The sequence below is a fragment of the Nonlabens sp. Asnod3-H03 genome (assembly GCF_045063665.1).
GTDB lineage: Bacteria > Bacteroidota > Bacteroidia > Flavobacteriales > Flavobacteriaceae > Nonlabens > Nonlabens ulvanivorans.
The window spans coordinates 1,889,222-1,901,278 of sequence record NZ_JBEFOD010000008.1 but is presented as its reverse complement, the minus strand read 5'-3'; the positions used below and the strand labels follow the sequence as shown (position 1 = coordinate 1,901,278).

General features: G+C 34.5%; 11 protein-coding genes. 8 read left to right on the top strand and 3 right to left on the bottom strand.

Annotated elements, in window-relative coordinates:
• Positions 1-459: a hypothetical protein gene (locus ACJJVI_RS11880; protein ID WP_042272174.1), complete on the bottom strand. Its 459-nt coding sequence runs from the start codon at positions 457-459 to the stop codon at positions 1-3.
• Between the two features lie 118 nt (positions 460-577).
• On the bottom strand, positions 578-1,357 hold the full coding sequence (locus tag ACJJVI_RS11875) for a hypothetical protein (RefSeq protein WP_042272176.1): 780 nt from the start codon (positions 1,355-1,357) through the stop codon (positions 578-580).
• A 51-nt stretch (positions 1,358-1,408) separates the two neighbouring features.
• Between ACJJVI_RS11875 and aroC the strand changes: the two genes are divergently transcribed.
• The 8 genes from aroC (at position 1,409) to ACJJVI_RS11835 (ending at position 11,246) form a co-directional block, all read left to right on the top strand.
• Complete coding sequence (aroC, locus tag ACJJVI_RS11870) at positions 1,409-2,473, top strand: chorismate synthase (protein WP_042272178.1); 1,065 nt, start codon at positions 1,409-1,411, stop codon at positions 2,471-2,473.
• Between the two features lie 32 nt (positions 2,474-2,505).
• Positions 2,506-3,834, top strand: coding sequence for a dicarboxylate/amino acid:cation symporter (locus ACJJVI_RS11865; protein WP_036580708.1), 1,329 nt, complete (start codon positions 2,506-2,508; stop codon positions 3,832-3,834).
• A gap of 103 nt (positions 3,835-3,937) precedes the next feature.
• Positions 3,938-5,872, top strand: coding sequence for a hypothetical protein (locus ACJJVI_RS11860; RefSeq protein WP_405352110.1), 1,935 nt, complete (start codon positions 3,938-3,940; stop codon positions 5,870-5,872).
• A gap of 4 nt (positions 5,873-5,876) precedes the next feature.
• Positions 5,877-6,755, top strand: coding sequence for a hypothetical protein (locus ACJJVI_RS11855; RefSeq protein ID WP_405352108.1), 879 nt, complete (start codon positions 5,877-5,879; stop codon positions 6,753-6,755).
• A gap of 119 nt (positions 6,756-6,874) precedes the next feature.
• The gene (gene gshB / locus ACJJVI_RS11850) at positions 6,875-7,906 is read left to right on the top strand and encodes a glutathione synthase (protein WP_317291247.1); all 1,032 of its coding nucleotides are present in this window, start codon (positions 6,875-6,877) and stop codon (positions 7,904-7,906) included.
• 16 nt (positions 7,907-7,922) lie between these two features.
• Entirely contained in the window at positions 7,923-8,735 is an 813-nt protein-coding gene (locus tag ACJJVI_RS11845) for an N-formylglutamate amidohydrolase (RefSeq protein ID WP_348022510.1), read from the top strand.
• Positions 8,710-9,891, top strand: coding sequence for a flavohemoglobin expression-modulating QEGLA motif protein (locus tag ACJJVI_RS11840; protein ID WP_405352104.1), 1,182 nt, complete (start codon positions 8,710-8,712; stop codon positions 9,889-9,891). Before ACJJVI_RS11845 ends, ACJJVI_RS11840 begins: the two co-directional genes overlap by 26 nt.
• A complete protein-coding gene (locus tag ACJJVI_RS11835; RefSeq protein WP_405352102.1) occupies positions 9,891-11,246 on the top strand; it encodes a hypothetical protein in 1,356 nt (451 codons plus the stop codon). The genes ACJJVI_RS11840 and ACJJVI_RS11835 overlap by 1 nt, the downstream gene beginning before the upstream one ends.
• On the opposite strand, the gene ACJJVI_RS11830 is transcribed toward ACJJVI_RS11835, so the two are convergent.
• Positions 11,243-12,034, bottom strand: coding sequence for a DUF3050 domain-containing protein (locus tag ACJJVI_RS11830; protein WP_405352100.1), 792 nt, complete (start codon positions 12,032-12,034; stop codon positions 11,243-11,245). The genes ACJJVI_RS11835 and ACJJVI_RS11830 overlap by 4 nt on opposite strands.
• Positions 12,035-12,057 lie beyond the last annotated feature (23 nt).

Here is a 12,057-nt window from a genome sequence, read left to right as displayed (position 1 = left end):
TTAATTATTTTGTGGTTGAGAAGGAGCTATAAGAGTATTAGATATCTTCTTTTTTGCAGGCTCTACGATAAGAGGTAATGTATATGTAACTGCTTTAGATTCACCTTTCATAGTTCCTGGAGTCACTTTAGGTAATAAGGAAAAAATCCTTACAACTTCTTCTTTAATATCATCATTAAGAGCTTTAACTTTTACATCTGTAAAATCACCATCTGTAGTAATAGTAAATTGAACAACAACTTGTTGTTTACTCAGTAAACTAGAAGTAATTTTACTATTAAAGTTCTTAGTAATTGCTTCTTGTAATTTAGCCTGGAAACATTCCTTGTCACCATTATCGCAACCAGGATAAGTAGGTGCTTTTTCAATTACTGCATACGATACATCTTTAGCCTCTTGGACTTGAGCTGTAAGAGTAATACTTGAGAATACAGCTATAAAGAATATTATTTTTTTCATGTTATTTATTTATGGGATAAAGATATCATTTTTTGAAGGCTTTACTAGAGATTCAACTTTAAGCAATTATGATTAAGACGAACAGGCTTAATTAATCGTTTAAAAACTAATTTTTTTATTAATCAACAGTAAATCGTATAGGAATAGTATAAGATACAACAGTTTTTTCTCCATTTGTGTATCCAGGTGTTACCTGTGGTAACTGCGCCATAACTCGATGAGCTTCTAGATTTAAAAACTTATTTTTACCAGTAGCCCTAATCTTACTAATATGTCCAGTAGTGTCAATTTCATAATTAACATATGATCTTATAAATCCAGTATTAGAAGTCACTTGGGCAATATCCACATCTATAGTACGTACGATATGTTTTGCAACACCGCGAGACATACATTTGTTCCATGTTTCTTGTGGTAAAGTTTCGCAACCAGGAAACATAGGAGGAACTTCAATTACCTTAATTGCATTTTTAAATTCAGTAGAGTCTTTTAGCCGATTTATTTCGTTTAGTAACGGTGCTTTCTTCTCATTATTAATTAACATTAATTGTCGCGCTTTATTCTTTTCACTAGCACTAGCATCAGTAGCATTAATAATACTTTGATAAATGATGTTTGCTTCTTCTTTTTCACCAGTTACTTGCAATATCATTGCTTTGTAACGCTGTGGAGTATAGTCACCATTATTGAGTTGTAATGCTGTCATATGGTCAATGTTTAGGATAGCGCTAGAGTACTTTTCTCTTCCTATTAATTCTTTGGCATTTTGAAATCGATCACGATATTCTTTATCATCAGATTTTTCTGAATTCTTACCGTTTTGACTCATTCCAGATTTTTGAGAGCCACAAGCGATTGATAATATAATCAGAGCGGTTAGCAGTATCGTTTTTTTCATTGTATGAATTTGAACTCAAAGTTATGAATATGTCTGACTATATTTGCGCATATGGCAGGAAATACATTTGGTACTTTATTTAAACTTACTACTTATGGTGAGTCACACGGTATCGCAATAGGAGGAATTATAGACGGCTGTCCAGCTGGTTTAACACTAGATATGGAAGCTATTCAACGAGATCTGGATAGACGTAAACCAGGTCAAAGCAAAATCGTAACTCAGCGCAAAGAATCTGATACCGTACAGTTTATGTCTGGTATCTTTGAAGGTGTAACCACAGGTACACCTATAGGTTTTCAAATAGTTAATGAGAATCAAAAATCTAAAGATTACTCACATATTAAGGATACGTATAGACCTAGTCATGCAGATAAAGTGTATGATGATAAATACGGTGTGCGCGATTATCGTGGTGGTGGACGCAGTAGTGCTCGAGAAACTGCTAGTAGAGTAGTGGCTGGTGCTATAGCAAAACAGTTATTGAGTTCTTTTAAAATTAATGCTTTTACCAGTAGTGTTGGTGATTTATTTATTGATAAACCATACCAAGACCTTGATTTTAATGAGATTGAAAATAATGCAGTAAGATGTCCTGATTCCGCTTTCGCGAAAGCGTTTGAAGAAAAAATAATGCAAGTAAGAAAGGCAGGAGATACTATAGGCGGAACAATTACTTGTGTGATTCAAAACGTGCCAAGTGGTCTAGGAGAACCTGTGTTTGATAAACTCCATGCAGACCTTGCCAAAGCAATGTTATCCATCAATGCCGTGAAAGGATTTGAATATGGAAGTGGATTTTGTGGCGCTAAAATGAAAGGAAGTGATCATAATGATTTATATAATGAAGATGGTACGACTCAAACTAATTTAAGTGGTGGAATTCAAGGTGGTATTTCTAATGGTATGGATATCTATTTTAGAGTTGCCTTTAAACCAGTAGCCACTTTAATTCAAAATCAAGAAACAATTAATAGAGCTGGTGAAAAAGTGATGATGCAAGGTAAAGGTAGACACGATCCTTGTGTGGTGCCACGAGCTGTACCTATCGTTGAAGCGATGGCCGCACTGGTTATGGCAGATCATTTTTTAAGAGCAAGAACTACAAGATTATAAAATATTATATTCGAACAGAATTAAAAGAATACATGAAGAAACTAGCACTACACTGGCAAATCTTAATAGGAATGGTTCTCGGAATCGTTTTTGGTCTAATTATGACTCAAGTAGATTGGGGAAAAGAATTTGTAGGTGACTGGATCAATCCGTTTGGGACCATATTTGTTAATTTATTGAAACTTATTGCGGTACCATTAATTCTAGCTTCCTTAATCAAAGGAATCTCCGATTTAAAAGACATTGCAAAATTCCGTAATATGGGATTGCGTACGATAGTAATATATATATGTACAACCGTTATCGCAATTTCAGTAGGTCTAGGATTAGTCAATCTATTTGCACCTGGTGATGGTATCTCTAAAGAAACCATTACAAAACTAAGCTCTACCTATGAAGGTAATTCTAATATAGCAGGTAAACTAGCAACTGCTGCTCAGACTAAAGACTCAGGTCCTTTACAAGCGCTAGTAGATATGGTGCCTAGTAATGCAGTCGCAGCAATGTCTAATAATAGTTTAATGCTACAAGTTATTTTCTTCGCGATATTCTTAGGGATATCAATGCTGTTAATAGGAGAGAAGAAGGCAGAGCCTCTAAAAAACTTCTTTGATAGTTTAAATGATGTTGTCTTAAAAATGGTTGATTTGATCATGCTTTTTGCTCCATTTGCAGTATTTGCATTACTAGCAAATGTAGTTGTTAGTGCAGATGATCCAGAGGTATTGCTAGCACTTTTATTTTATGCACTTACTGTAGTAGCTGGGTTGCTTATTATGATTGTAATTTACTGTTTGATATTTGCTCTATATGTAAAAAAATCACCTTTTTGGTTTCTACAAAAAATTGCTCCAGCTCAATTACTAGCTTTTTCAACTAGTTCTAGTGCTGCAACGTTACCAGTAACCATGGAGCGTGTAGAAGAACATATGGGTGTAGAGAAAGAAGTATCCAGTTTTGTTTTACCAGTTGGTGCTACTATCAACATGGATGGTACCAGTTTATATCAAGCTGTAGCAGCTGTTTTCGTTTGTCAGGCTTTAGATATAGATTTAAGCTTCAGTGCTCAATTGACTATTATTTTAACAGCATTATTAGCATCAATAGGTAGTGCAGCAGTTCCTGGTGCAGGAATGGTGATGCTTGTAATTGTACTGGAGTCTATTGATTTTCCTAGTGAATTATTACCAGTAGCTCTTGCATTAATTTTTGCGGTAGATCGACCTTTAGATATGTTGCGAACTACAGTTAATGTGACTGGAGATGCGACAGTAGCCTCTATTGTTGCAAAATCTCTTGGGAAATTCGGTAAACCACATGTAGAGAATTGGGATGATAACCTAGACGATGTAACTTCTTAACGTTATGTTAATAAAAATTTAGGTATTTCACCGATTTGTTAAAGCCAAAATAACAATGAACTGAAACTAAATAGGTACTTTTAAAACACTAAAGCACCTATCTATGAAAGTTTTACGTATATTCCTATTGTGCTTATTTGCATTTAATTACGCCTATTCGCAGGTAGGTATAGGTACGGAAACACCTGACTCTGCAGCAATATTAGATGTACGTTCTGAAATCAGCCCAGGAGTTTATGGTGGATTAAAATTACCGACGCTTACTCTCGCTCAAAGAGCAACTATAACAGCACCAATACCAGATGGTTTAATGATTTACCTGAGCGATGGAAACAATCGTTGTTTGCAGGTTTATGATGGCACACGTAGTCAATGGATGGATTGGTATTGTATGAATGAATTGCCAGAGGTATCACTTGTAGATTTTACAGGTACATTAGAAGTAGATGAAACATTAACGAGTAGCTACACTTACACCGATGGTGAGAATGATACAGAATCTGGAACTTCTTATCAATGGTATCGTGCAGACGATGCAACTGGAACTAATGTTATCGCTATTTCAGGAGCAACCGCAGCTACTTATTTGACCACTATCGCAGATGGTAATTTTTATGTTGCGGTAGGAGTAACTCCTCGAGCAAGTAGTGGAGCTAGTCCAGGTATTGAAGTTTTAAGTCCTTATAGAGAAATAGAATTCAAACAGACAGAAATAGAGTTTGCTATAGCTTCTAGTACTATTCCAGAAGATGATGTGAGGACAATCAATATAAATGTTCTCAATCCTAGTCCGACAGTTGCAACAACTGTTGAAGTGAATATAAATGCTGCCAGTACCGTCGGTGTCTTAGGTACAGATTATGATATCGATAATAACAGTGTAGCGGTCACTGCTTTTCCTTTCACCATAACCATTCCTGCAGGAGCAACAACTGCTAGTTTTGATGTATACGCTTATGCAGATGATAATAACGCTGTAGATGAAATATTACAGTTAGATTTTCAAAACCCTAGTGGCGGAATTAACCCAATTATAGGTACGGTAGGTTCGCATTCAGTAACTTTTATAGATGATGATAGTGCTACTGAAGTTGTTTTTGATTCTATCACCTATTCAGAAGTAGAAAACGGATTAGTAGGTTCTATTAATATCAATATCAATAATCCATCTATGACAACAGCTACCACAGTTGAGGTAGCTCTTAATGCATCATCTACAGCAACTAATGGAGTTGATTATGACACGGATACTATAGGAACAGCACTAGCTTTTCCTATCACAATAACATTTCCTGCTAATACGAGTGCTTCACAACAAATAGATTTCTTCATTACAAATGATCTCATTTCTGAAGGTAACGAAACAATCGTACTTGATTTACAAAACATATCTGGTGGAATAAGTGCCGTTATAGGTACCAATGCATCTACTACATTTACTATAGTAGATGATGAGGTGCCATTAAGTCCTGTATTGTTAGGTATTCAAGATTTTGAAGTAACAGCAGCAACACCGACTTTAAATTATACTGTTAATACACCTGGAGTAATTAGAACTACCAATGGAACTAGTCCTAATACTCCTACATTTATAGATGCTAGAAGCTATGGTGTAATAAATGGAGATGCTGACTTAGATTTTGGTCCTGTTGATAGTTCGGGATATACAGATGCCACTTTAACATTTAGATTAGCAGCATTTTCAGTCAATTCTACCGGGAATGGATTAGATGGAGGCGATTATGTCGATATATATATAAGTGATGATAATGGGGCAACTTATTCTTATGAATTAGAAATAACGGGTAGTGGAAATAGACGTTACGATTTCTCTGCAACAGGTTCTTACAGCCATGTATATGATGGTAATAATACAGCAACAAGCGTGACAACACCAAATGGTTCAATGGGTTATTCTACCATTGAAATAACAGGACTGCCATCTACAGCAAATTTAGTTGTAGGCATAGTTTTATTCAATGATAATGCTAACGAGTTATGGGTAATCGATAATGTAGAAATCTATGGAAATCCATAATATCATGAAATATTTAATTCTACTCTTTCTTATTCTACCTATGATATCCGCTGCACAAGTTGGTATTAATACTGATTTGCCTAATGCAGCAGCGGCTCTAGATATTTATGGTCAGAATACCGTAGGATATGGTGGACTGTCTATACCTCTTGTGACAGAATCTCAGAGAGGTCTAATTACAACTACACTTCAATCTGAAGGAACCATCGTTTTTGTGTCTTATACCAGTGGCGTTCGATGTCTTGAGGTTTATGATGGTTTACAAGACGTCTGGCAAAAAATAAACTGTCTTAATTTAGATCCTATTATATTATACTCAGAGGATTTTGAAAGTTATTCTTCTGGTACTGGAATCAATGGTTCTGGAGATTCAGGAGATTATCCTGCGTCAGTTTCTAAATGGACTTTAAATGATATATACGGCTCACTAGCATCGTCAGATTATGTAGAGACACAATCAGGTGTATTGGAAATTAACGATACTAATGGACCTATTGAACTAGATACTCAATCCATTAACATTAGTGGTTACTCTAATATATCGTTTAGCATTGATTTAAGTGGAACAGGTGAGTTAGAATATAATCCATCTTTACATAGCACTGATGATACTAATACGGTTAACGATTATATAGATGTATCATATTCCATCGATGGCGGCGCATTTGTGACCATTACCGATTTTAATGGTAATGGTACTACTCATCACACATTAATACCTTATTATGTTAGTGGTGGAGCAGGAAGTGCACCTTTCTTCCCAGATGATACCGTAACCCAAACAGGTTTAAGTGGATCTACTCTAGTCATCAGGGTAAGGTTTCAAAACTGGTCTGGAGATGAATTTTTCTATGTTGACAATATCATCGTTACCGGTAATTAAGCTATAGGTTTTTTTAAGCTTAGATACTGCTGTTAAAAAAGCCTTATTATTCTATTACTACTCTGGTTACTATCAGATTTTCTTCTTAGTTTTAAACACTACCAACTAAAAATTAAAACATGAATATTTGTTTCATTATGTATCCGTGGGACGAGATACAACCAGAACACGATTCTACACTAGCAATAATTCATGAATGTGTAAAGCGTGGCCATAAAGTAGCCGTTGCCACACCTGCTAATCTTACCATTAGAGACAGTATTGCATATGCTTTTTCTAGTGTTATTAAGAAGATGGATAAGGTGCCTGCACAATTTAAGTCTTTTTATAAGCAAGTAGAGCTTAAAGAAAAAATGTTACCTCTCGCAGGCTTTGATATTATAATGATGAGAGCAAATCCACCGTTAGATCCGATAGCCTTAAACTTTTTAGACTCTGTTAAGGATGACGTGTTTATTGTTAACGATATAGAAGGACTAAGAGAAGCAAATAACAAATTATATACAGCTTGTTTTGAAGATCCTAATAATGAGATTATTCCAGCAACACATGTTTCAAAAAACAAAGAGTACCTAAAAAGTGTTATAAAAGACAATCCTAAAGAACGTATGATTATGAAACCTCTAAATGGTTTCGGTGGTAGTGGCGTTATTATGATCGAGAAAAATGCAATGCATAATGTAAACTCTTTGCTAGATTTTTATATAGATAATAAAGATGGCACCACTAATTATGTCATTCTTCAAGATTATATAGAAGGAGCAGATCAAGGAGATACACGTATTTTATTACTTAATGGTAAGCCTATAGGAGCTGTTAAGCGTGTGCCTGGAGACGAAGATCATCGCTCAAACATTAGCGCTGGTGGTACTTTTCAACGACATCAATTAACTAAAGCAGAAAAGAATTTATGTAATAAAATAGGCCGTAAACTTGTTAAGGATGGACTTTATTTTGTTGGTATAGATGTTATTAACGGTATGTTAGTAGAGGTAAATGTAATGTCACCAGGTGGTATTACCTATATTAATAAAGTTTCTAAAGTAAAACTTCAATGTAAAGTTGTAGACTTTTTTGAAGAAGTAGTCGGAGAAAAAATACTGGCTTCAGAGAGAAGAGATAAATTAAAAAGCTCTATACGCAATGCTTAAATTAAGTATCACTGAAATGCTCATGAAAATCGAGCGAGAAGAACGATTTCATGCTGTTGCTAGTGATTATTCTTTTTCTATCAAAATAGATAAGTATGTGCCCTTCGTTTGCGCTGCAGTGCATGATGGACATCACTTTAAAAAAGAACTATGGAAGGATTGTTTGCATACAGAATATGACCGCTGGTATGAAGAAGATCCTTGTACTGGTGACATGATTTCTGGATTGCCCATTACGCTCATAGCTCACGATTCTAGATTTGAATATGACTTAAATAGAGACCCGTTAGAGGCTGTTTATGACAGTGCTTGGGGCAAAGAGTTATGGAGAAAACCGCTTTCGCGAAAGCAGAAAGATCAAGCTATATTAAGACATAATAATTTTTATAGAGTGGTACTGTCTTTGATAGTAAAACTAGAAGAAATGTTTGGGTCTACCGTTTTTTATGACGTACACTCCTATAACTGGAAAAGATGGGATCGTAAGGTACCTGTGTTCAACTTAGGAACTAAAAATATAGATCAAGAACGGTTTGTGCATGACATACAGCAATGGAAGGATATATTAGATAAAATAGAATTACCCATTGAGCAAGAGGTTAGTTGTGGTATCAATGATGTTTTTCAAGGAAATGGATATTTTTTAAAATACGTTACGTCTAACTCATTGAATACACTGGTTCTAGCTACTGAAATTGCTAAAGTATATTGTGATGAAGAAACAGGTGTGATATATCCCGATGTGGTCCACGCAGTAAAAGATCAATTTAAATACTATATACAAGCGCACGCGCATAGATTTTATGAAAGACATGAACGTATCGTTTAAAGAAGAAAAGCTTAATCAAGCTGCCATCTATGATATAGATGCTAACGTTCATAGATTAGTACGTAATATAGAGCTGCTGGCCTACATTAATCCCTTAAATATCGCTCAAGAGCGTAAGAACTTCTTTAAAGAAAAATTTAATTACCAACCTGATTTTAAGTATCGTAAGGTAAAATTTAAACCTTATAAACTTCATAGACTATTCTTCTCTCAACGATTAGAACGTATTGAAAATGATCAAATTCAAAGTTTGTATAAAGATATTATATACACATATAGTGGTCTTGTACAATGCATTGAGACGATTAAAGAGCCAGGAAACAAATTTTATTTTAATAGTCTAAGATTCTTTGGAACGCCTACAGAAAAGATGGTAGATAATGCAAAGTTTATCTTGCATCATCAGGTGCCTGTTTCTGAAAAGGCCTTATTTGAAAAAACGTTATCTACTGAGGATGCGATTGAATATTTTAAAAACTTCAGAGACCAATACGGATTTGATTTTTCCATAAAAACTAGTACAGCGATGAGCGCTGCTGCTATGGTTTCTAACAACGAGCAAAGCTTATATCTCAAGAAAAATCAAAAATTTTCGCATCACGATCTTGAATTATTAGGTCATCATGAAATAGGAGTACACCTTGTCACAACATTTAATGCACTGGAACAACCGCTGAAAGTGTTTAGTAACGGTTTTCCTAATAATGTAGAAACTCAAGAAGGGCTTGCGGTCATGTCAGAATATTTAAGTGGTAATCTCACTATGACTCGATTACGTGAACTAGCATATCGAGTGATTGCGGTAGATTCTCTTACCAAAGGTTACTCTTTTGCAGATACCTTTGACCTTATACATAATCAATATAAGTTACATAAAGAAAAAGCTTTTAATATCACCTTACGCGTGCATCGTGGTGGTGGTTTTACTAAAGATGCCTTATACTTATCGGGTCTTAAGAAAATATATGATCTGTACAAAGGTGGAAACTCACTAGATCATTTGATGATGGGAAAATGCTCACTAGAGTATGCTCCAGTAGTTAATGAGTTGTTGAATCAAGGACTAGCCATACCATCAAAATATAAATCCCTATCCCTGCAATTAGAGCCTGTCATTGATCCAACCATTGATTTTATTTTAAAAAATCTTAAATAATGAGATATCTCATACTGCTTTTTACATGTTTTTGCTTTTTAATAGCTCAATCTCAAAAGAAAGTTCCTGTAAACTTAACCTTTGAGTATACAGATACACTTACTGTTAACGAATTTGTCTGGGTAGGACAACCAGGATTAGATTATGATGGTATCTCTCTAGAGGCTATGGAAAATGGCTATATACCCTATAAAAGTTTTCAATATTTAAACTGGCTGAATCATAAAGTCCAGTTACATCTAGAAGAGGAAGATACTTTTACCATTGTATTAGGTCAGGATTTTGATGAGTATAGTTTCTATTATGCAGGTGAGGTAGGAGCTATTAAAAACAATTATATTTTAGATAGAGTTCGATTATTACAAGAATTAGAAACAGATGCCTCTTTTCAAAAGTCAAATAGAGTACAGGCAAAGTTGTTATTAGAACAGAAGAAGGACAGTATGCTATCCATAGCAGGATCCTTAGGGCTTACAGATTCTTTTATAAAGGATGAAAAGAAATATTGGAAGTATTATATCAATTACCACTACGTTTTTCATGATGTACTACGTAATGAAGACTTAGATTTTACATCACTAGACATATCTGATTTTCCTGAAATGGATTATGACAATCAAGAAGATCATTTTAATTATAGAGATTATTTAAAATTAAGCCTGGCTTACCATTATCTAAAAATTAATTCGCTGCAGGATTATGATAGTATGAAAGATGCAGTAAAAGATATTGATTCACGGGTTCTTAAATTTAGTTTAATATCTACTTGGGCTGATCAGATTTATAAAAGAAATTCTCTTAGCGAGGATTACATGCGGTTAGTCAACAGATTTTCTAATTCACCTTCTCATTACCGATCTGTAAAGGATATCTATAATAAAAGAAATAGGTTAACGCTGGGAGATCCCTTTCCTTTTCCTGAAACGACTGATTTTTATGATAAACCCATTGTGCTAGAGAAGGCTAAAGGTAAGCCAGCTTATATACTAATATATGCGCCAGAAGATGAGTATATTGATAACAACTTCCTAAAGTGGAATCAATTTTATTTACAACATCGAGATGAAGATGCCCGTTTTATTACTATCGGTCTAGGGACTGATCGAGTTAAGGCAGTTTTTAAGGATGTTTTTTTAAATTCTCAAATTGCAGGATCTCATTTAAGCACCAGTCCCAGAGAAGCTAGAAATATTTTAGAAAATCTAAGTATAGGTTATGTGCCTACCGTTATAAAGATAGATGAAAGCGGTAATATTATAGATTTTAATGTAAATGCTAACTTAAAAAAACTAAACCCTTTTCAAAGTCGTCCCATTATTTTAAGATGGCGATCTGAACTAGGAAAAAGCTTTTAGTGACTAAATGCTACTTGTGTTTTATTTAGTTTTATCTGATCGTTAATCGCATCCCATAACAGTATTCTTTTTTCTAATGCGAGCTTTGCCACAGTTAAGGTTTCTTCCCATTTAGACTTATCTGTACCGCATAATTCCTTTATCATTAATAATGATAAAGGGCCATGTTCATCACCATCTAATTCGATATGTCTTTCTAGGTAATAGCGTAGTTTATTAAATTTATTATTATTTACATCGGCACTTTTAAGGATTTCAATAAACATATCAGGTATAACATCTTCTCTTCCAAAAGTGAAAGCAGATGCAATTAAGTGCACTTTACCAGTGTTAATAATGTCAAATGTAAATTTTACAAATTCAAATACTTTATCATCGATTTGAGCCATTTTTAAGGATGATTCTATAGATGTACCAGATTGAATAGAATCTATAAACTCTTTAATCGTGGTAGTATCTGCACCAACCTGTTTCATCGCATCTAGATACATCTCAAAATGACTTTTAGCTTCACCTAGTTCATTAATATCACTTTCTTCACCATGTACTATCTCATTAATAAATCGTGCTAGAGTAGGATTTTGAGCAGGTGTCCAAGGCGTAGAAACATTGGTAAGTTGAACCTGTAATGATTTCAATAATGACATAAAATCCCAAACAGCAAATACATGATTCTCCATAAAAGCTCTAACATCATCCATATCAGACAGATGGTTATAGAGTTGATGTTGTTGCAGTTGATTTCTCAACTCAGAAATTTCGTTTTCGATATGTTGTATATAGTTCATTTGATCACATTGAATAATTACAA

What these genes read in the sequence shown, in the direction of transcription:
- ACJJVI_RS11880 (WP_042272174.1), bottom strand. Translation starts at nt 459, where the DNA reads ATGAAAAAAATAATATTCTTTATAGCTGTATTCTCAAGTATTACTCTT.
- ACJJVI_RS11875 (WP_042272176.1), bottom strand. Translation starts at nt 1,357, where the DNA reads ATGAAAAAAACGATACTGCTAACCGCTCTGATTATATTATCAATCGCT.
- aroC (WP_042272178.1), top strand. Translation starts at nt 1,409, where the DNA reads ATGGCAGGAAATACATTTGGTACTTTATTTAAACTTACTACTTATGGT.
- ACJJVI_RS11865 (WP_036580708.1), top strand. Translation starts at nt 2,506, where the DNA reads ATGAAGAAACTAGCACTACACTGGCAAATCTTAATAGGAATGGTTCTC.
- ACJJVI_RS11860 (WP_405352110.1), top strand. Translation starts at nt 3,938, where the DNA reads ATGAAAGTTTTACGTATATTCCTATTGTGCTTATTTGCATTTAATTAC.
- ACJJVI_RS11855 (WP_405352108.1), top strand. Translation starts at nt 5,877, where the DNA reads ATGAAATATTTAATTCTACTCTTTCTTATTCTACCTATGATATCCGCT.
- gshB (WP_317291247.1), top strand. Translation starts at nt 6,875, where the DNA reads ATGAATATTTGTTTCATTATGTATCCGTGGGACGAGATACAACCAGAA.
- ACJJVI_RS11845 (WP_348022510.1), top strand. Translation starts at nt 7,923, where the DNA reads ATGCTCATGAAAATCGAGCGAGAAGAACGATTTCATGCTGTTGCTAGT.
- ACJJVI_RS11840 (WP_405352104.1), top strand. Translation starts at nt 8,710, where the DNA reads ATGAAAGACATGAACGTATCGTTTAAAGAAGAAAAGCTTAATCAAGCT.
- ACJJVI_RS11835 (WP_405352102.1), top strand. Translation starts at nt 9,891, where the DNA reads ATGAGATATCTCATACTGCTTTTTACATGTTTTTGCTTTTTAATAGCT.
- ACJJVI_RS11830 (WP_405352100.1), bottom strand. Translation starts at nt 12,034, where the DNA reads ATGAACTATATACAACATATCGAAAACGAAATTTCTGAGTTGAGAAAT.